At 49.7% G+C, this 20,268-nt stretch carries 19 protein-coding genes; 10 read left to right on the top strand and 9 right to left on the bottom strand.

Annotation, left to right across the window (positions count from 1 at the left end; all coding sequences use genetic code 11):
- Nucleotides 1-150 precede the first annotated feature (150 nt).
- A complete protein-coding gene (locus tag I4W93_RS18140) occupies nucleotides 151-879 on the top strand; it encodes a hypothetical protein (protein ID WP_205312049.1) in 729 nt (242 codons plus the stop codon).
- A gap of 44 nt (nucleotides 880-923) precedes the next feature.
- On the opposite strand, the gene I4W93_RS18135 is transcribed toward I4W93_RS18140, so the two are convergent.
- The 4 genes from I4W93_RS18135 to I4W93_RS18120 all read right to left on the bottom strand — a co-directional run bounded on the left by I4W93_RS18135 (nucleotide 924) and on the right by I4W93_RS18120 (nucleotide 5,245).
- A complete protein-coding gene (locus tag I4W93_RS18135; RefSeq protein WP_205312050.1) occupies nucleotides 924-1,592 on the bottom strand; it encodes a DnaA ATPase domain-containing protein in 669 nt (222 codons plus the stop codon).
- A 56-nt stretch (nucleotides 1,593-1,648) separates the two neighbouring features.
- The gene (locus I4W93_RS18130) at nucleotides 1,649-2,653 is read right to left on the bottom strand and encodes a helix-turn-helix transcriptional regulator (protein WP_205312051.1); all 1,005 of its coding nucleotides are present in this window, start codon (nucleotides 2,651-2,653) and stop codon (nucleotides 1,649-1,651) included.
- 31 nt (nucleotides 2,654-2,684) lie between these two features.
- Nucleotides 2,685-3,647 (bottom strand): FtsZ/tubulin family protein, encoded by a 963-nt coding sequence (locus I4W93_RS18125; protein ID WP_205312052.1) that lies wholly within the window; start codon nucleotides 3,645-3,647, stop codon nucleotides 2,685-2,687.
- A 131-nt stretch (nucleotides 3,648-3,778) separates the two neighbouring features.
- Nucleotides 3,779-5,245 (bottom strand): MFS transporter, encoded by a 1,467-nt coding sequence (locus I4W93_RS18120; protein WP_205312053.1) that lies wholly within the window; start codon nucleotides 5,243-5,245, stop codon nucleotides 3,779-3,781.
- A 202-nt stretch (nucleotides 5,246-5,447) separates the two neighbouring features.
- On the opposite strand from I4W93_RS18120, the gene I4W93_RS18115 reads away from it, so the two are divergent.
- The 3 genes from I4W93_RS18115 to dauA all read left to right on the top strand — a co-directional run bounded on the left by I4W93_RS18115 (nucleotide 5,448) and on the right by dauA (nucleotide 10,181).
- Nucleotides 5,448-7,154, top strand: coding sequence for an alpha-amylase family glycosyl hydrolase (locus I4W93_RS18115; protein ID WP_205312054.1), 1,707 nt, complete (start codon nucleotides 5,448-5,450; stop codon nucleotides 7,152-7,154).
- A gap of 113 nt (nucleotides 7,155-7,267) precedes the next feature.
- Entirely contained in the window at nucleotides 7,268-8,317 is a 1,050-nt protein-coding gene (locus I4W93_RS18110; RefSeq protein WP_205312055.1) for an alpha/beta hydrolase family protein, read from the top strand.
- A gap of 130 nt (nucleotides 8,318-8,447) precedes the next feature.
- The gene (gene dauA / locus I4W93_RS18105; protein WP_205312056.1) at nucleotides 8,448-10,181 is read left to right on the top strand and encodes a C4-dicarboxylic acid transporter DauA; all 1,734 of its coding nucleotides are present in this window, start codon (nucleotides 8,448-8,450) and stop codon (nucleotides 10,179-10,181) included.
- On the opposite strand, the gene I4W93_RS18100 is transcribed toward dauA, so the two are convergent.
- A complete protein-coding gene (locus tag I4W93_RS18100) occupies nucleotides 10,157-11,185 on the bottom strand; it encodes a LacI family DNA-binding transcriptional regulator (protein ID WP_205312057.1) in 1,029 nt (342 codons plus the stop codon). The genes dauA and I4W93_RS18100 overlap by 25 nt on opposite strands.
- A 262-nt stretch (nucleotides 11,186-11,447) precedes the next feature.
- On the opposite strand from I4W93_RS18100, the gene I4W93_RS18095 reads away from it, so the two are divergent.
- The 4 genes from I4W93_RS18095 to I4W93_RS18080 are packed head-to-tail and all read left to right on the top strand — an operon-like array spanning nucleotide 11,448 to nucleotide 14,609.
- A complete protein-coding gene (locus I4W93_RS18095) occupies nucleotides 11,448-12,299 on the top strand; it encodes a MipA/OmpV family protein (protein ID WP_224673544.1) in 852 nt (283 codons plus the stop codon).
- 26 nt (nucleotides 12,300-12,325) lie between these two features.
- Nucleotides 12,326-12,679 (top strand): DUF3019 domain-containing protein, encoded by a 354-nt coding sequence (locus tag I4W93_RS18090; protein ID WP_205312058.1) that lies wholly within the window; start codon nucleotides 12,326-12,328, stop codon nucleotides 12,677-12,679.
- Nucleotides 12,679-13,368: a winged helix-turn-helix domain-containing protein gene (locus I4W93_RS18085; RefSeq protein WP_280848287.1), complete on the top strand. Its 690-nt coding sequence runs from the start codon at nucleotides 12,679-12,681 to the stop codon at nucleotides 13,366-13,368. Before I4W93_RS18090 ends, I4W93_RS18085 begins: the two co-directional genes overlap by 1 nt.
- A gap of 14 nt (nucleotides 13,369-13,382) precedes the next feature.
- Nucleotides 13,383-14,609, top strand: a complete 1,227-nt coding sequence (locus tag I4W93_RS18080) for an ATP-binding protein (RefSeq protein WP_205312060.1) — start codon at nucleotides 13,383-13,385, stop codon at nucleotides 14,607-14,609.
- Here I4W93_RS18080 and I4W93_RS18075 read toward each other — a convergent pair.
- Nucleotides 14,604-15,278, bottom strand: coding sequence for a DUF3334 family protein (locus I4W93_RS18075; RefSeq protein WP_205312061.1), 675 nt, complete (start codon nucleotides 15,276-15,278; stop codon nucleotides 14,604-14,606). The two genes, I4W93_RS18080 and I4W93_RS18075, sit on opposite strands and share 6 nt — an antisense overlap.
- A 56-nt stretch (nucleotides 15,279-15,334) precedes the next feature.
- Nucleotides 15,335-16,039, bottom strand: coding sequence for a substrate-binding periplasmic protein (locus I4W93_RS18070; protein WP_205312062.1), 705 nt, complete (start codon nucleotides 16,037-16,039; stop codon nucleotides 15,335-15,337).
- A 215-nt stretch (nucleotides 16,040-16,254) separates the two neighbouring features.
- On the opposite strand from I4W93_RS18070, the gene I4W93_RS18065 reads away from it, so the two are divergent.
- Nucleotides 16,255-17,445, top strand: a complete 1,191-nt coding sequence (locus I4W93_RS18065; protein WP_205312063.1) for a Bcr/CflA family multidrug efflux MFS transporter — start codon at nucleotides 16,255-16,257, stop codon at nucleotides 17,443-17,445.
- Here I4W93_RS18065 and I4W93_RS18060 read toward each other — a convergent pair.
- Nucleotides 17,442-17,594, bottom strand: coding sequence for a hypothetical protein (locus I4W93_RS18060; protein WP_205312064.1), 153 nt, complete (start codon nucleotides 17,592-17,594; stop codon nucleotides 17,442-17,444). The two genes, I4W93_RS18065 and I4W93_RS18060, sit on opposite strands and share 4 nt — an antisense overlap.
- 141 nt (nucleotides 17,595-17,735) lie before the next feature.
- On the opposite strand from I4W93_RS18060, the gene pyrC reads away from it, so the two are divergent.
- On the top strand, nucleotides 17,736-18,767 hold the full coding sequence (gene pyrC / locus I4W93_RS18055) for a dihydroorotase (protein ID WP_205312065.1): 1,032 nt from the start codon (nucleotides 17,736-17,738) through the stop codon (nucleotides 18,765-18,767).
- Here pyrC and I4W93_RS18050 read toward each other — a convergent pair.
- On the bottom strand, nucleotides 18,764-20,266 hold the full coding sequence (locus I4W93_RS18050; protein WP_205312066.1) for a YifB family Mg chelatase-like AAA ATPase: 1,503 nt from the start codon (nucleotides 20,264-20,266) through the stop codon (nucleotides 18,764-18,766). The two genes, pyrC and I4W93_RS18050, sit on opposite strands and share 4 nt — an antisense overlap.
- Nucleotides 20,267-20,268: the final 2 nt, after the last annotated feature.

Genomic DNA, 20,268 nt, shown 5'->3' with positions numbered 1-20,268 from the left:
CATGACCAACTGCCAGCATATAGCGCAACTGCGTCATATTGTGTCGCACGGAGACTTATCATAAATTTACAAGCTTTTCTGTATAGGTTACAACTAAGCGCTAAATGATGGCCTGAGTAACCTTACATCATAAAAATAAGGAAATAGACAATGCTGGATCAAATTAAACCCTGGGCCTGTTCTTTCAGTGGTTGTGATGGAGGTAACCCTGAAGCAGACACCTGGTTATGTGGCATTGAATGGGGTCTTGAACAAGAAGCTGCAGATGAGTATTACATCAGGCTGAAACAAGAAATGCTGGCTGGTGCCGTAAAGGTGACTAAGACTAACTTTGACTGGAAGCACAGCATAAGCTATCCCTACGGAGTTCGCTTTGCCAAGTTGTATCAGGCAATAGACCAGCAACCCGTGCAGTGTTATCGTTCAGTTGCAGACCTTAGCGGCGAGCAACTGTTTAAGCTGAACCTGTACCCTATTGCTTTTAACTCTACCGCAGATGATCTTTGGCATAAGTACGGTTTTGATGAAGCAACCAGCTTCCCCAGTAAGCAGCTGTTTAATCATTGGTGCTTTTTTAATCGCTTCCCATTTTATGCAGCATTAAGAAAGCAATATCAACCTAAGCTGATTATCTGCACCGGGGTGAATTACCTTAAAGATTTTCTGATGTTCTTTGCCGGAGTTAATGGTGTTGAAACAATAAAAAGTGAAGTTATCAGCATCAACGTCAATGAAAAACGCACTTTATACTGGAGCAAAGCAGGCAATTCCTTGCTGGTAGTAGTACCTTTTTTCAGCGGCCGCTTCGGTTTAAACAGCGATGCTTTGCTGCAAGCCTTCGGTAGCAGAATTGCACAACTTCAAGCTGAGATATCATAGGGTTAGCATAATAGCAAAGCGCCGGTGTTAGCTGGCGCAATCTTTTAATTATATTGGCGCTTAGCCTCAGCCAGCGCATTTTGCTGGATACTTTGTAACGCAGCGTATCGGGTTAACTTACCTTCTAACTCTCTGATATTTTCTGCCTGCTCAATGATTTCATTGACACTCGCATCGAAAGAAATGCCCAGATGCTCAATTTTCACCATGGCTATTCTAAATTTATCTGCCAATGATGGAGTACCCAGGCGGCATACGGTTGCTGAATATAATAAATCGAGATACGGTTTAGGAATTGAACTGCCGACGTCATTAGCCGCAATTGCAACGGTGCAGATCGTTTTGTTGCCGGCACTATTTCTGGCCACCAACATATCGAAAATGGCTACGCTTACGGCGGTGCCCTTATCAAACAGAAAGTTAATATCATCAAGTAGCAGGCAATCGATGCCCTGCAGTTGGCAAAGCAAATTTACATCTGGTGCAGCTGCTGTGAGCAAACGCTCCGCACTGTAGTGTACAACCTTAATGCCTGTGTTTTTAAGTTCATCTGCCAAACTCATCATTAAATGCGTCATACCATCGCCGTTACCATAATGACTGTCGATAACCATCTGCACTGACGTAGGATCAGCAATAAATTTTCGGCCAATGTCGATTGCACTGCGGTTGTAATCAGCAGTGACAAAGTTGCTAAAGTTAAAAACTCTCACTGCTCCTGGTACTCCAGATAAAACATCGCTGACCAACTGATGAAGCTTAGCATCGACTAGTAATTCGCCAACGCCTCTGTCAACTGTTGCTTTATTTTGTCTCGTAGCTCTTGCGGTGCAAGCACTGTCAGAAAACTACTTTGTGACATTAGCCATAAATTAAGCTGCCAGCCTTTATGCACGCTGGCGCTGATGTGATAGTCGCCATTATCTAATTTGACGCAGACCATATCTGCCGATAATGGCGTTTCCTGTAGTAGGTTGGCTAATACTGGTTTTGCGCTAAATTCAAGCGTGATGGTTTCACCTTCGCTAAACTCCATAGCGCCGCTGGCTAAATAGCGTTGCAGGTTAAAATCTGCCGGCGTCACTGCAGCTGTATCTGTTATCTCCACTTGCTTGAAACGGTGAATGGCAAAGCGTAGCGGATCGGTGTAAGGCTCGGCACTGGCGATGAGGTAACTTACCTGGCCGCGCTGCACCAGCGCCAACGGGTTTAACCGGTATTGTTTCACTGCATTTTGATGTAGCGCGTGATAACTAACCTCAAGCTGTTTCTTGTCCAATAAGGCTTGTTGCACCTGCCGCAAAATATCGCTGTCTATTTTTGGTGCCAGCAGTTGCATATCGGCTGATACACTAGCTACTTTATCTGGCCAGCGGGCACCGGCAACACTGCTCTCGAGGGCTTGCAGTTTGTTTTTCGCCAAGCCAAAACGTGCCGCTAAACTGCTAAGCAAAGAAGCAGGTAGTAACTGACGTATTTGCCCTTCAACCAATGTCAGGCTTAGCGCCTCTGCCACTGAAATACCCGGGATATCCAGATCGGCGCCTGCCATCCAGTACCAGCCAAACGGCATACTTTTGTCATTGCATTGCAGCGGGAACAGCAACGACAGATCCTGTAAATCACGCTCTACTGTGCGTTTTGACACGCTAAAACCGGCATCCCGTAGTTGCTGCGTTAATACCCTGGCCTCTAAACCCGGCGCGCGCGAAGGCAGTAGCTTAAGCAATTGCCACTGGCGGGCGATGGTGTTTTGACTGGAAGCGGCGGCCATAGTTGGTCCTGTTTTTACGCCAATGGCATTGTTATACACAAAGTAGCTTAGCTCGACAATCGGCGCTAATGCCGCTGGCAAGCAGCAACAACTTCAATTTTGTATCCGCTTCCGGTTGCAGCGTTAAACCCTGCAGTAGCAGCGCAACATTTGGCAGCTCTGCCGCCAGTTGTAAGCCAAGTGCTTCAAATTGCTGCAAGCTGAAACCTTTGCCGGCGACAATATGCAACAACGCTGCTTTGGCTTGAGACAACTGCTGCGGCTGTAACAGCGGATTCAGCAACAATTTCTGCAGCGCTGCTGGCAAGTCATCTTCCTGCTCAGTTTCGATAGCACCCGCCAGAGCTAAACCAGGCTGTTTGATAACGCTAAGAAAGTCATTAAAGTCCATGTTAATCAAGCCTGTATCGGCTAGCATCGCAGTTAGCTGCTGCAAAATAACCAGTAAAAACTGATTACTGGCGTCCAGCGCCTGTTCCAGCCGGGTAGCCGCCCCTAAAGCGCGCTGTAGCTGATCATTCGGTAAGGCAACCACAGCAGCACCGTATTGTTGCATTGTTAGCAAACTTTGCTGGGCTAGCAACGCACGGCGCTGACCTTCAAAATTAAACGGCAAAGTAGCAAATACCAACACTGGAATAGCCATATCAGCAGCCAGCTTCGCCAACTCGGTTGCCACACCGCTGCCATTGCCGCCGCCTAAACCGGTTAGCATAATTATCACATCCGCACTACACAGTGCCTGCCGTAGTGCCGGCTCTGTGTCGCGAACTGCGGCAGCCGCCAGCTCAGCATTGCCACCGCTGCTGCGGCCGTTAGCTATTGTCTCGCTTAATAAAACACGGTTATCACAAAGTACGGAGTTCAAAGCACGCTTATCGGTGCTGATAGCAATTCGGCTAATGTTGTCTGGCAAACTGTGCTGCTGTAAATGCTGCAATGCCGCGCAGCCACGGCCTCCCACTCCAACAATAATGATTGACGCAACTGACATAGCACCTCCATTTAAGATGCTGACAGCTTATTCAGTGCTGCGACAATATAAGACGTAACCAATTTACTGCAGTAATCAGCCGCAGAAACAACAAAGGCGCCAAACGGCGCCTTTTGTTTAGTTGTAAAAGCTTATTCTGCTGCTGTCACTTCCTGCTCTTTTACCAGCCATACCGACAATGCGCCCAGCACCATGACGCCACCGGCTAACATTACAATGTACACAGCCTGGTTTTCAAACACCGAGCCTAAGATCCAGCCGGCAATTAAGCCCGACACGATTTGCGGTGCGGCGATGGTAAAGTTAAAAATGCCCATATACACGCCGGTTTTCTCCGGTGGCAAGGCACCGGCCAGTATGGCATACGGCATGGCCAAAATAGCGGCCCAGGCAATACCGACACCGATCATCGGCAGCATTAACCCCAGCGCGCCTTTGGGAATTTCTACTTGGGTGATCAGCAGGTTTACGTGGGTCATGGTTGGGTCGGTAAACAGTACAAAGCTTAAATAGCCCAAGCCACCAGCTAACAACGAGAATGAATAAACAAACTTGCGGCCAAACAGATTGGCTAATTTGGCCATCACTAACGAAAACAGCACCGCAAACAATGAATAACCAGCGTATAAAATGCCGACCCAGTCACCGGCCGCGCCTTTAGCTGCAGCAATATGCGCTGGTACTCCGCCCATTTGCGCAATGTAGCTGCCGTTGTACCATTCAACACCTACACCCCAGGTATTCTGCGCAATAGCGGCCGGAAAGTAGGTCCACATAATAAACAGCGCAAACCAGCTAAAAAACTGCACCAATGCCAACTGCTTCATGATTTTCGGCATGCTAAGCATGGTTTGCCAAAAATCGCTTAGCTTCTCGCCCAGGCTACGTGATTTACGCACCTGCTCGGCCAGTGCCTGTGATTCTGCATCCAGGCCTTTGTATGCGTAATATTGTTCAGGCGCATATTCTTTGGTGCGAAATACTGTCCACAGCACGCTACCCAGCAATACCGTAGCGCCAATGTAGAAAGCCCATACTACAGAAGGTGCTACTTCGCCGGCTTTAGAGGCGTTATCCAGCCCTACTACGTTAGTTAGCACAAACGGCAAAATAGAGCCAAACACTGCACCGATATTGATCAGTAGCGTTTGTACTGAATAGCCAAGGTTGCGCTGTTCGGCTGGCACCATATCGGACACCAGTGAGCGGAACGGCTGAAACGTGACGTTAAAGGCAGCGTCTTTAATGGCAAAAATCAGCAAGCCAAATAGCATCGGCGGAATAAACGCCACCACCATTGAGGCGTTAGGTAGCAGCATCATTGCCGCGGCGGCAATCACCGCACCACCCAGCATAAACGGCAAGCGGCGGCCGAGTTTATTCCAGGTCCTGTCAGAGGCGGCACCGACAATAGGTTGCACCAACAGACCCATAATCGGCGCTGCCAGCCAGAATAATGACAATGACGATAAATCGGCACCCAGATCGGACAGGATCCGGCTGACGTTACCGTTTTGCAGCGCAAAGCCAATTTGCACCCCTAAAAAGCCGAAGCTAAGGTTCCAAATCTGCCAAAAGGATAACTTAGGTTGTTTCATATCCGCTCCCCGGATGGTTTTATTATGCTGTGTAAGCGCACAGATCGAACTAAGCTACACGATAGCAGCCATTTTGCGCAAAATTGTGCATACGTATTCATCTTGTTGTTGCACTATTTTGGCGTTATTACCAAGGCTAAATCAGCATAGCAGTGCATCTGCGCTTTGATATGGTGCACCAAAAAAAACGCACGGGGATGACATGAAAGCTTTTACCTTAAGCGCGCTGGCGCTGTCACTATTACTGGCCGCCTGCCAACCGCAAACCAGTACGACAGCCGCAGAAACGCCACAGCCAGCAGCACAAGCCAGCTCTGCCCAAGCCAGCCCCTGGTGGCAGGACGCGGTGTTTTACCAAATCTGGCCGCGCAGCTTTTACGACACCGACGGCGATGGCCACGGCGACTTTAACGGCATGACCGCCAAACTACCGTACTTGCAGGATTTAGGCGTCACCGCGCTGTGGCTAACGCCAATGTTCGAAGCACCGTCTTATCACGGTTACGACTTTACTGAGTTTTATCAGGTAGAAAGTGATTACGGCACTATGGCCGAATTTGAAGCCTTTATCCAAGCTGCCGATGCCAAAGGTATGAAGGTGATTCTGGATTTGGTGATTAACCATATCTCCAGCGAGCATGACTGGTTTAAACGCTCGGCCGCGGGTGAAGCGCCGTATAAAGATTACTTTATCTGGCGAGACACTATACCTGAAGTGGGCAGCGGCTGGGGCCACGCCTGGAGCGACAACGATAAACCCGATGCGGTATGGCATTACAACGAAAGCCGTAACGCCTACTACTATGCTGCCTTTGGCGCCAGCCAACCAGATGTAAATTTACGCCACCCCGATGTAGTGGCTGAAATGGAAAAAATGGCCAAATTCTGGCTGGATAAAGGCGTAGCCGGTTTTCGTTTAGACGCTGTGCGCTTTGCCATGGAGGGTGGCCCCGATGCGCAAGCTGATACCGCTGAAACCATTGCCTACTGGCAGGATTTTAACCAATACGTGAAAAGCATTAATCCAGAAGCCTACTTAGTGGGTGAAGCCTGGGTAGATATCCCGGTTGCCGCCCGTTATTACGGCGAAGGCACAGGGCTTGACCAGGGCTTTGATTTTGAAGTCGGCTATAAAATACTGGGCCTGCTAAAGCCTGATGCCAGTGGCGATGCTCAGTTTGGTACTATGCAGTCCAATACACAAAAAACTGCTGATGTCTCGGTATTGCAGCAAAATGTGCAGCAACGTGCTGATTCTGTCGCACCTCTTAGCTTTTTTTCGCCGTTTTTAACTAACCACGATCAGGAGCGTATTGCCTATCAGCTTAAGCAAGATGACGCCAAAGCCAAACTGGCGGCTGCGATGTTATTCAGCTCACCGGGCACGCCATACATTTACTACGGTGAAGAAATTGGCTTAACGCAGGGCGGCACTGGTCACGACGTATACAAGCGCGCGCCTATGCTATGGGATAACAACCAGCAAGCTGGTTTTACCCAGGCAAATAACAGCTGGGTAGAACAGTTGGCGCTATTTGGCGACGGCTTCCCCAACTGGTATCCGGATTTTCTTGCCGGGCAACTACAAGCCAGCGATCGCAGCGTTAGCGCACAGCAAGCGCAGCCCGATTCAATATGGCAATTGTATAAGCTGTTAATTGCACTAAAAAAACAACGGCCCGAGCTGGGTACTGAGGGCAGCTATCAGGTAACGCAATGGGATAACGGCATTGTACAAATTACCCGCGGGCTAAATAACAGTAAGAGCTTGTTTCTGCTGAACCTAACCAACAACGCGCAAGATATCAGCAGTATTAACCGAACCGGCTTGCATGCCAGCTGGGCCTTTGACCTGGACGGCAATACACTTGCGCCATTCAGCTTACTGCTACTGCACAGCGCCCTCTGAGATTTAAAAGCTCTCCCTGAAACCGCCGGCTGGTTTAGCGGCGGTTTTTTCTTGCCGCTTGCCAAGCTCCCCTTGTTAACTTATTGTACCCGTGAATTTAACAAGGAATGTCTATGAAACCTTTTCTGATTTTACTCAGTTGCTTACTACTGGCTTCTGGCTCGCAACTGCACGCCGCCTCTGATAAACCAAACAAAGCTGGTCCTGAGTTGCTAGCGCCATTTTCATCAGCCGAAAATCTAAAAAGTAACTTTAGTTGCTATGGTGGCCCTTTTGCCAGCTACGACAGCTGGCTGGCGATGTTAAGCAAAAAGCCAAAGTTCAACACTGAGCAGTTTGAAAAAATGCTGCCCCGCGCCGATGTCGAACGCCGTCAGCAAACCATTGATTGCCGTGTATTTGTTTATGAGTCAGACGGCATTTTGGTTGAAGGCGTAATGCTACGCCCTAAAACCAACGCTGCAGAGCGGAACAAGTTGCCGGTAGTGATTTATAACCGCGGCGGCAATGCCAAAGGTGGCACCCTGGTATATGGCGCCGTGCAGCACAGTCTGATGCCTATTGCAGAATTAGGGAATATCGTCATTGCCAGCCAGTATCGCGGTGCCAAAGGCTTTGCAACCACAGTGAAGCAACATATCGAGCTAGATCAGTTTGGCGGCGCTGACGTCAACGATATTAAAAATTTGCTGCCGATAATCAATGGCATGGCCGACGCTGACAGTGCGCGTGTTGCCATGTTAGGCGCCAGCCGCGGCGGTATGATGAGTTATCTGGCAGCGCGTGACATGCCGCAACTTAAAGCTTTGATTGTTGAAGCCGGCGTAGCCGATTTAGAAGCCAGCCTGGAGGTGCGCCAGGCGATGGAAAACATTTACACCAGATTTATTCCTAACTACGCCACCGAAAAAACCGCGCAATTAAGGGCGCGCTCGGTGCTGCACTGGCTAGATAAGCTACCACCCAAGTTACCGATATTGCTGTTACATGGTGATAAAGATGTAAGGGTTGAAGTGGCGCAATCGCAAAATCTGGCCAAAGCTCTGGTTGAAAAAGGCCAGCCACATAAATTAGTGGTGTACCCGGGTGCCGACCATGACTTATACCCTAACCGCGCAGAAGCCGATGCCGAAATCGCCGCCTGGTTAAAACAGTACCTTTAATGCTATATTGCCGCTGCAGCACCACACTGCAGCGGCAGAAAAATAGTTATTTGTCAGACTAATAGCGCATACCGGCAGTGCTGCCGATTTGCTAAACTCATGTCACCTGTTCTGCTGTAGCGGAGTTGTGGTGTCTGACCGTCCTCACCTGTTTTCCCTGCGTATCGGCCATGCGCTGCGCGAGGCGCTGGCCGAAGGCTATGATCTGAATAAATTAGGTAAAGATCTGCTGGCCGGTGTTTCTGTCGGCATTATTGCCATACCACTGGCGATGGCATTGGCAATAGCCTCGGGCGTGGCACCGCAATACGGCCTCTATACCGCCATTATTGCCGGTTTTGTCATTGCCCTTACCGGCGGCGCGCGTTACAGCATCAGCGGCCCTACTGCCGCCTTTGTGGTTATTCTGTATCCAGTGGCATTGAAATACGGTTTAAGCGGCCTGCTTATAGCCACGGTGTTGTCCGGCATTTTGCTGCTGGTCATGGCCGTTATGCGCCTCGGCCGGCTAATAGAATATATTCCTGAGTCTGTCACCCTTGGCTTTACCGGCGGTATAGCCGTGGTTATTGCCACCTTACAAATTAAAGACTTTTTTGGCTTAGCCATAGCAGATATGCCGGAGCATTATGTCGATAAACTGCTGGCCCTGGCGCAGAATTTACCGCAATTGTCTTCGCCTAGCCTGCTGGTAGCCAGCGTTACAATGGCGGTAATGCTGCTATGGCCAAAACTAAAAACGGTAGTACCGGCGCATTTACCAGCGCTGTTTACCGGCACCGTGCTGGCTTTGTTACTACTGCAGTTTGGCTTTGAGCTGGATACTATCGGCTCGCGCTTTAGTTACACCGCGCCAGACGGCAGCAGCGGCAATGGTATTCCACCCTATTTACCCTATTTTGACTGGCCTTGGTTACGCCCCGGGCCGGAAGGCCAAATGCTTACCTTTAGCTGGCAACTGGCAAAAGACCTGCTGGCTGCCGCCTTTGCTATGGCCATGCTGGGCGCAATTGAGTCCTTGCTGTGTGCAGTGGTACTGGATGGCATGTCGGGCCGGCGCCACAGTGCGAATAGTGAGCTATTCGGTCAGGGCCTGGGCAATATTATTACACCATTTTTCGGCGGCATTACTGCCACAGCAGCTCTGGCGCGCTCATCGGCGAACTTTAAAGCCGGGGCGCAATCACCCTTTGCGGCGATGGTGCATGCGTTGGTGCTGTTGCTCGGCTTAGTATTGTTGGCGCAACTGCTGTCTTATCTGCCAATGGCTGCACTGGCGGCGTTACTTATTATAGTGGCGTGGAATATGAGCGAAGCGCCCAAAGCAGTGCGTTTACTGAAAACCGCACCACGCAGCGATATTTGGGTGTTTATTACCTGTTTTAGCCTCACCGTGCTGTTTGATATGGTGATCGCCATTACCACCGGCATCCTGCTCGCCGCTTTGCTTTTTGTAAAAGAAATTGCCGAAATGAGCAGAGTTACCGATATCAGCAGCAATCGCAAACAGGTAGAGCAACCGATACCCGACGGCTGGCAAGTACTGAAAATTAGCGGCCCATTGTTTTTTGCCGCCGCCGAGCGCATTTTTGCTGATATCGCTCAGCTCACCGGACACAGCCGCGGCATAGTGTTGTATATGGATGGTGTGCCGCTGTTAGACGCCGGTGGTCTGGCCGCGCTGAATAAACTGCTCAGTAAATGCAGCAAAAATAACACTGAGCTGCTCATTACCGACTTACAGTTTCAACCGCTTAAAACACTAGCCCGCGCAGGCGTACAACCCCTACCTGGCGTGTTAAGCTTTTACCCAACCCTGCGTGAAGCATTGGAGCAGCTTTATTCGCGCGCACCACAAGACTGACGGATAATCAGCTTGGGTTCTATCTGGCTGATGGTGATAGGTTGATTGTTGATTAGCTGTAGCAGGTTGTTGACCAGCAATTCACCGGCCTGGGTGGTATCTTGCTGAATAGTGCTCAGTGCCGGCGTAGCAAAAGACGCCACCGGAATATCATCAAAGCCCATTACCGCAATATCTTCTGGTACGCGCAAATTACGCCGCTTCAGGCAACGCATCACGCCAATGGCTATTAAATCACTGGCGCAGAAGATGGCGTCTAACTGATGTCCGGCGGCCAATAATTGCTCGGTAGCCGCGTCGCCAGCACTCTCCGTCGTTATCGCATCAAAATGCGGTACTTGCTCGGCATTAATACCGGCAGTTTCTAACGCGGCAATAAAGCCGAGATAACGCTCACTAAATTCCGGGCTACCTTCGGAAGCATTGCCAACAAAGGCGAATTTTTTATGCCCAGTCGCCAGCAAGTGCTCGCCAGCTAACCGGCCACCTTCGCGGTTATTGCTACGCAAGGTAAACTCCGGATGGCCTAGTACTTCAGCGCCCCAGCAGACAAAATGTGTTTCCTGGGCTAATAACTTAGCCAGTTTTTCCTCGTAATCTTTGTAGTCGCCGTAACCAAGCAGAATAATGCCATCGGCTTTATTACTGTCTTCATAGTCGGCGTGCCAGTCATCGCTAAGTTGCTGAAACGACACCAGCAAATCCTGGCCGCGTTTGGCGCAGGCGCGGGTAATACTGCCTAACATCGACAAGAAAAACGGATTTATCAATGATTCATCCGTAGTGGGGTCTTCAAACAATAACAGCGCCAGCGTGCTGCTGCGCTGTTGGCGCAAATTGCTGGCGTTTTTGTCTACTTTGTAATTTAACTGCCGCGCAATCGCCTGCACTTTATCTCGCGTTTCTTTATTTACTTGCGGGCTGTTGCGCAGTGCACGTGAAACCGTAGACTGCGATACACCAGCCATATAAGCTATGTCGAAGGAAGTAGCTTTGTCTTTCATCAAAATGCTCTGCTATTACAGCGAAATTACTGCGGATATTAATACCAGCTGCAATCGCTTACGCTGGATATATTAGTATTATTCTGGCCTTATCATAGAGGGTATTGCCAGGGGATTCAATTTTCATCTGCAGGCTAAAATTCACTGTTGCTAAGCCCGCTTAGTACGGCTGAATTGTGAAACATTGTTATGCCTGCTTATAACGCAGCAAACTAGTTGCTAGACTAGCGATGGTATAGAAATAATCGACGACAGGTGAAGATTGCGATATCTGCTTTTACTGTTCATGTTACATAGCTGGCAAAGCAGCGCCAGCAATACTGAACCCTGCACTGAAGGGCCGCAGTGCGTGGCTCAACAACAACTGCATCTGAGCATGGCGCTGGGTTATGGCCAGCGTAGTAATCCATTGCATGGTGGCAAAGAACTCTCCTTGGTTGTTCTGCCAGAGATCTATTATTACAGCGAACATTGGTTTTTCGATAACGGCATCCTCGGCAGCAGCATGGCGTTATCAGACAATGTGCAACTGAGTGTGTTAGGCCAGCTGAATCAGGAAAAAGGCTATTTCAAAAAATGGTTTAGTGGCAATGTATTGCAATTTAACACAGCGACGGTGGGGCCGGCACTTGAAACCGCATTCGTCAGCAGGGCCGATATTACATTGCAACAAGTTAATAAAAGGCCTACCGCGTTCGATCTTGGTGTACAGCTAGACTGGTTTAGCGACACCTGGCAAGCTCAGGCTGCGCTGTGGCAGGACATCAGTAATAGCTATAACGGCCAGCATGCCAGTATCAGCCTGAATCGTGGTTGGCAAAAATTTAGCAGCAGTTGGCAGTTAAGCCTGCGGTTATATTGGAAAAGCGCCAAACTTATTGATACTTACTACGGCATTGATGATAATGAAGCGCTATTCCTGCCACGCTATAATGGCAAACCTAGCTGGCAGCCCGAGCTGCGGTTAAATTGGCAAAAGCCCCTTTCTGAGCGTGTTTCATTATTGGCTTTTGTCCGCTATCTACATCTGGATGATGCTATGACACAAAGCCCGCTGGTGCGGTCTGATAAGGTAACAACCTGGTTTTTAGGCGTGAGTTACCGGTTTTATTAATGTTCGGTTTATGGTTGATGCTGGCAATGAACGGAATCACTGCAGCACAGGGCGCCCCTGCCCCCTGTGAAGCTGCGCTTTGCTGGAATATTAGCCCGCAAATCTGTCTGGTTGAACAGCCTGATCAGGACTGCAGTGCCATACTAACGGTGCACTGGGTTAGCACTACACCACAAAGCCTGTGTCTTTATGTTGCCCAAAACCAGCTGCAATGCTGGCAGGATGCCACTATTGGGCAATGGCAACAGCAACTTAACTGGCAAAATTCCACTTTAAGCTTACGCCAGTTTAACGACACCTTACTGTTGCAAACTGAACTGAAAGTACTTAGCCGCAAACCTATGCGACGACGTATCGCCAGCCCATGGAGTATTTTTTAATGGCCCGTATCCTGTTAGTCGAAGACGATTCACGTCTGGCGTCCTTAGTACAAAGTTACCTGACGCAACATGGCTTTATCGTGCAGCTACAAAGCCAGGGCGACGCGGTTGCCGATCACTGCCGCCAGTTTCAACCCGATCTTATAGTGCTGGATTTAATGTTACCCGGCTTAGACGGCTTTGGCGTATGCCGTCAGGTACGGCCTTGGTACAAAGGCCCTATTTTGATTCTTACTGCAAAGCAAAGTGACATTGACCAAGTGCTGGGACTGGAGTTGGGGGCAGACGATTACGTGATAAAACCCGTGGAGCCGCGTGTACTGGTCGCCAGGATTAACGCCCTGCTGCGCCGCACAAAAACGCCGGCCCCCGCTGAACAACAAGAGCTGCAATTTGGTGACTTAATGCTAAAACAACGCGCACGCGAAGCCTGGTACAACAACGAGCGCGTTGAACTGACAAGTTACGAATTTGATTTACTCTGGATGTTGGCACGCCATGCAGGCCAAACCGTAAAACGTGAAGCCATCCATCAACAGATTATTGGTCGGGAATATGATGGGCTGGACCGTACCGTAGATGTACGGATCTCTCACTTACGTCGCAAACTGGGCGACAATGCTGAAACACCATTTCGGATTAAAACGGTTTGGGGTAAAGGCTATTTGTTTGTTGCAGACGCCTGGTAAGCCGGCGAAACTCCATGCAGCGTTTATTCTGGCATTTTTATCTGTTTATTTTTCTGGTGCTGCTCGGTATTGGTTGGGCGGTAGAACAACTATGGCAACAATGGCAACCCGAAACGCCACCGCCTTGGTTATCCAGCTACGTAAACTTATTACAACAACAATTGCAACACCCGCCTGCCAAGTGGCAGCAAACCTTGACCTTGCCCTACATCGCTGTACCGGCTGACAGCATTAGCTGGCTGCCGTCTGAGCAGCAACAACTCGACAGTGGCCAAATAATTAATCTTTTTGAAGCCGATACAGTGTACTTTTATTACCAGCAGCAACAGCAATTGTGGCGTATCGGGCCGTTGGAGCTACAACAACAAGCCGATACTATTTGGTTTACCCTGTTATTTTTCTTACTGCTGGCCGTAGCCTTAGCTTTATGGCTATGGCCGGTTGCCCGTGATATTCGCAGCTTGCAGCGTGGTTTAGTGCAGTTTGCTGCAAATCGTGACAGCAACATCGTCTTACCCGCCCGCTCCTTTATTGCGCCCATTGCCACAAGTTTTGAACAGATGCGCGAGCAGATCCGCGCGCTACTTAACTTGCAACGTGAAATGACACATGCGGTATCACACGAACTGCGCACGCCAATTGCCAGACTAAACTTTGCGCTGGAAATGGCCGGCGGACTAACGGACGATGAGCGTAAATTAATGTCAGCTGACGTGCGCGAGCTGCAACAACTGGTCGATGAGATTTTGGATTACGCCAGGCTGGAAACCGGCCAATTACCGTTACAACTACAGTACATTGATTTAAATGAGCTGATAAACAATGTACAGGAAAAGCTAGCACCTTTGCCCGGCGCGACAATTGCGTTGCATTTGCCAACACAGGCAATGCTATTCGCTGATGCACATTATCTCGAACGGGCGCTGCAAAACCTGCTGGTTAACGCCAAAAAATACGCCAGGCAACAAATCAGCCTGACATTACAGTCGCAGCAACAGCACTGGATTATAAGCGTTGAGGACGATGGCCCAGGCATTCCGGTAGCAGTGCGCCACGATATACTCAAGCCATTTTTTCGGTTGGAAGCCAGTCGCAATAAGCAAGGGGGGGGATACGGTTTAGGCCTAGCTATAGTGCAACGCGTGATGCAGTGGCATCATGGCAGTATCCGCGTAAGCGAGTCGGGCCTCGGTGGCGCCTGCTTTAGCCTGCGCTTACCGATGCAACAACCGCCATTATAATCCCAGGTTCTTCAGAAAATCGTCGTCAACTTCCATGTCGGCACTAACCGTATTTTCAGGGGTATATTGCTGAGCATTGGCCAGAATATCGTCTGGATGCTCTTGCTCTACTTTTTCGAAGTCATGCAACTGAATAAATTCAGTTTTATCCATTGCCAACTCAAGATAAAAGATATTGTGCTCTGGTGTGCTAAACGTAACCCGACGCGCCTGCGGCTGGTCTAACTGGGTGTTGATTAAAATTTGTACTTGTTTATTAATTGCCATCATTTTCGGCTGGCTTTGATTGATTGAGGTTTGCAGGTCGTAACGCACAGTATTGGTGAAGTCGCCAACAATTTGGTTCATCAGTTCACCCATCACATTGCCCACTTCATCGGACGTGTGAAACTGTGCCAGCTCTGACTCAGGCATTCCCATGCTCATCAGATACTTTTTATAAATCTCCATCGCCGCCTGAGCGGTAAAGTTAATGATTACCAGCCCGGAAAAACCACCATCAAACAGCACAAAGCAACCAAGATCAGGACGCAGGCAGGTTTTTTGAATCTTTTGCACCATTGGCGAATACGCCACATTACTGTTGCCCGCACCAGATAACACTTTCGTTACCGACTGACATAATGTCAGCAGGATTTCATCCGTTGTAATTATTTTAGTTTTTTTCATTATGCCTACCCGACAGTCTTATTTTAATCAGTATAAACGTATTGTGCGGCGTAAGGCTATTTTGTACCGATCGCCAGAGGTATTTCATCAAAGCGCTGTAAAATGGCTGCCAGCTCACCACTTTGCTGCATCTTTAGCAGTTCACGGTTAAACAACTGCACCAGCTCCGGCTGCCAGCAGGCTGCCGGGTAACTTTTCTCTGCAAATAAGGCATAGGTGCGCAGGCTATACGCAGGTGCCAACGTTGCAGCCAAGTATTGCAGCACACGCCGTTCACCCACAACCAGGTCAACGCGGTCACTGAATAATAACTCCAATTGCACTTCACGCTCTGCCAGCTCAATGTAGTTGGCTGTACTAATAGCCTCACGAAACTCAGCCCCCAAAACCTGGCTGGCTTGTTGGTACGCCACGATGCGTTTATGTTTTAAATCAGCAAGTTGGGCAATATTAAACGGTGCGTCGTGCTTGCTTGCAACCACATCTTGAAATGGTAAATAGGCTTCAGTATAAAAAGCGCCTTCTATTGCCATAGCTACCGGCGAAGCACAGTCGAGCTTTTTATCATTGAACTGCTTCAGTAACCGACTATAGCTATGTAGCTCATACACTACCGGAACTGCGGCAAGCTGAAAAATGCGCGACACTAACCGATATTCAATACCATCCAACTCACTATTGGCATTATAAAACGACCAGGGCGCTGACAAATGTAACCCCACACGAATTGGCTCTGCAGCCAGCAGCGTGAAACTGCTCAATAGCCAACAGCAGTAGATCCAAAAGGAACGTAATAGCATAGGTGGGTTACAACTGTTTATGTTGGTAATCACTATTACAAAGCTTTGCGGGGCAAATTGCAATCCACAGCAGCACATGCTGACATATCTGTTTACCTATTTTTACATTCCACGGTTAGCCGCCTTAGCCAAAACCGCGTATTATGCAGTGCTGCCCTATTACGAGTTAAGGCCTGATGTCACATAAACCTGCTGGCTGGATTATTATTTTGCTGGCTGCTGTTGTTGCCACAACACCATTGGCAATAGATATGTATCTCCCCGCTATGCCATTAATGGCGCAACAATTGGATACCTCTATCGGCATGGTGCAGCAGTCATTGAGTATTTTTCTGGCCTTTTTTGGTATTAGCATGCTGATTTGTGGCCCGCTAGCCGACAGCTTCGGCAGGCGACCACTGGCAATCTTTGGTTTAACCGGTTTTGTTTTAGCCAGTATAGCGCTAAGCCTGGTAAGTAGTATTGAGTGGTTTTTATTTTGGCGTGCGCTACAAGCACTATGTGGTGCCGCAGCCACCGTAGTAGTACCCGGTATAGTACGGCATATTTATCAGGAACACACCGCTAAAGGCATGTCGTACGTATCGATGATCATGATGCTGGCACCGTTGCTGGCACCCGCTATTGGCAGTGGTGTGTTATGGCTAGCCAACTGGCAAATGATATTTGTCACGCTAGCGGCTTATGGCCTGCTGATCTTGTTGCTGTGTTGGCGCTACTTGCCAGAAATTCGCCCTGCCGGCACCCAACAGCGGTTAGCTTTTTTTGCTGGCTACAAAGTGGTGTTTAGCCGGGTGTCGGCACGGCCCGACATAGCAACTTCGATGTTTGCCTCATTTTCATTTTTTTGTTTTTTAACTGCTGTGCCCTTTGTTTATATCAAATACTTTGGCGTGGATGAACAACAATTCAGTCTGTTGTTTGGTTTTAATGTAGTGATGCTAATGCTAGCTAACTTTATTAACAGCAGGATGGTCAGTCGTCTTGGGCCGCAGCGCATGCTAAGAGCCGGTTTGGCTGTGGCGCTTGCCAGCGCCAGCGCACTGACATTGTTTAACTTCTGGCAGTTAGGTTTAGTATTTACTGTGCTGAGTATAGCGCCTTTAATGGCAAGCCTAAGCCTGATTGCTACCAACGCCGATGCGATGATCTTGATGAAATTTCCTGACAATAGCGGCACTGCCACAGCCGTTATCGGCACGCTTAGGTTTGGTATAGGTGCACTGGCAGGGCCATTGCTGGCGTTATTTTACAATGCCACACCACTGCCGTTTGCCATTCTGATGCTGGTTGGTGTGTTATGTATCTCGCTTAGCCAGCTTTGGCAGCAACCGTTTGAGCAACATGCTGCCAGCGACGCTGATTAAATTTTACAGGCACCACCACTGCATTCATCATCGTCATCGCCAAATTGTGGTTCGGCGGCACGTTCTAATTGAGCCAGCTGCTGTTGCTCAACATTTTGCTCGGCCTGGTCAAAATCCAGGTGGTCTAGATCAAATTCTAAATCCGACATTCGCTATGCTCCCGGTTAAGTTAACTCACGCAGTGTAGCAAAAGCTTCCAACCTGCTAAAGCAGATTTAACCGATGCGCCTGCTTGCTGAACTTGCTAGAATATGGCCCAGTTTTCGCCATACCGCCGCAGGAGCCACCGCATGACAAGTTTAACCATTCAAACCCCGGATGACTGGCATTTACACTTTCGTGACGGCGACATGCTGCGCGAAACCGTGCCTGCCACAGCCCGGCAATTTGCCCGCGCTATTGTAATGCCTAACTTAGTGCCGCCGGTGACCAACGCGGCCATGGCTATGGCCTATCGCGAGCGTATTCTGGCCGCGCGGCCTCAGGGTAGTGCGTTTGAGCCTCTGGTCACCTTATACCTGACCGATAAAACCACAGCACAAGATATTATCGAAGCCAAAGCAGCCGGTGTGGTTGCGGCAAAATTATATCCAACCGGCGCTACCACGAATTCCAGCCAGGGCGTTGGCGCGCTGGATGCCTTGTATCCGGTGTTTGAAGTGATGGCCGAGCAAGGTATGTTGCTGCTTATTCACGGCGAAGTAACCGAACACGAAATTGATATTTTTGACCGGGAAAAAGTGTTTATCGACCGCCACCTGCAGCATATTGTCGCCCGTATCCCGCAATTAAAAGTAGTGTTCGAACACATTACCACTGCCGATGCTGCCAGCTTTGTTGCCGAAGCCTCAGCAAATGTTGCTGCCACTATCACACCACAGCACTTACTGCTAAACCGCAATGACTTGCTGGTTGGCGGTGTAAGGCCACATAACTACTGCCTGCCAGTATTAAAACGCCGCACTCACCAGGAAGCGTTGCGCGCTGCGGTGGCCAGTGGCTCCGCTAAATTTTTCCTCGGTACTGATTCAGCACCGCACGAGAAACACCGTAAAGAATCAGCCTGTGGCTGCGCCGGCTGTTACAGCGCCCATAGCGCAATAGAGCTGTATGCGCAGGTGTTTGATGAACTGGGCTGCCTGGATAAACTTGAAGGCTTTGCCAGCCACTATGGCGCCGATTTCTACGGCCTGCCACGCAATAGCGGCACAGTAACTTTAGTTAAACAGCAGTGGCAGGTGCCTACAGAAATAACCCTGCCCAACGGCAACCCAATAGTGCCGTTTTTCGCCGGTGAAACCCTCAACTGGAAATTAGTTTAGTTTTTCAGATAACTTAGCAGCCGCTCTAACGCGCGGTAGCTAAGTGCCTCCATTAAGTGCGCGCGGCTGATTTGCGCTTGCTGCTGCAAGTCGGCAATGCTGCGCGCGACTTTAATAATTTTATGGTACGTACGGGCAGATAGCTTAAAGCGGTGAATGGTGTCTTCTAAAAACTGGGCATCGGCGCGTTGCAACGGGCAAAAATCGGCGATTTCGCTGCCACTTAAGCGCGCATTGGCTTTGCCCTGACGGTTAAGCTGTATCTGCCGCGCCGCCAGCACACGCTCGCGCACACTGGCGCTGCTCTCTTCCTGCGTATGCTGGCTTAACATGCCTTTGGGCAGCAGCGGCACTTCAATTTGCAGTTCTATGCGGTCAATAAAAGGCCCAGATAAGCGGTTTAAATAGCGCATTACCTGTTCGGGCGTGGCTCGGCCATCCTGATGGTGCCCGGTGGGGCTGGGGTTAAGTGCAGCTACCAGCTGAAACTGCGCCGGAAATTCGGCTTGCCGCGCCGCGCGGCTAATATGTACCACGCCGGTTTCAAGTGGTTCACGTAGCACATCCAACACTTTGCGTGGAAACTCGGGTAGTTCATCTAAAAACAGAATGCCGTGGTGCGATAACGAAATTTCGCCCGGCCTTGGCACTGAACCGCCCCCCACGAGGGCGACGGCAGAGCTGGTATGATGTGGCGACCGAAATGGCCGCTGCTGCCAATCGTGTAAATTGCGTTTTAAACCGGCTATCGAATAAATCGCCGCGGTTGCCAGCGCTTCTGGCTCGGTAAGCGGCGGCATAATACCAGGCAAACGCTGCGCCAGCATCGATTTTCCGGTGCCCGCCGGGCCCAGCATAAGTAAGTTGTGCTCGCCGGCGGCGCAAATTTCCAACACCCGCTTGGCGTGGGCCTGACCTTTAACATCGGCCAGATCTGGCAGATGTTGCTGCTCACGCGGTGGTAACGCTGGTATAGCCGGTAATGGTTGTTGCGCCAGTAAAAAACTGTGTACCTGTAGTAAATGCTCGGCACCGTGCACCGCCACTTTCGGCACTTGCTGCGCCTGCTGTGCGTTTAACATCGGCAACACCACTTCGCGGCCAGCATCACGGCAGGCTATCGCCACCGGAATTTCACCTACAATAGTTCTAATTTCGCCAGACAATGCCAATTCGCCACAAAATTCATAACCTTGCAGGCTTTTCTCTGCCAACTGGCCAGAGGCAACAATAATACCCAGCGCGATCGGCAGGTCAAAACGGCCGCCCTCTTTGGGTAAATCGGCCGGTGCCAGATTGACGGTAATTTTACGATCCGGAAAAGCAAAACCGCTATTAACCATGGCGCTACGCACCCGGTCACGTGATTCCTTAACAGACGTTTCCGGCAAACCTACCAACTGAAATGCCGGCAAGCCATTGCTAATATGCACTTCAACGGTAACTAAGGGCGCATCCAAACCATGGCGGGCGCGGCTATAAACTACGGCCAGTGACATCC

It is taken from the genome of Rheinheimera maricola (genome assembly GCF_016918075.2).
Taxonomy (GTDB): Bacteria; Pseudomonadota; Gammaproteobacteria; order Enterobacterales; family Alteromonadaceae; genus Alishewanella; species Alishewanella maricola_A.
The sequence above is the reverse complement of the archived record's forward strand: the minus strand, read 5'-3'. Positions and strand labels throughout refer to the sequence as shown.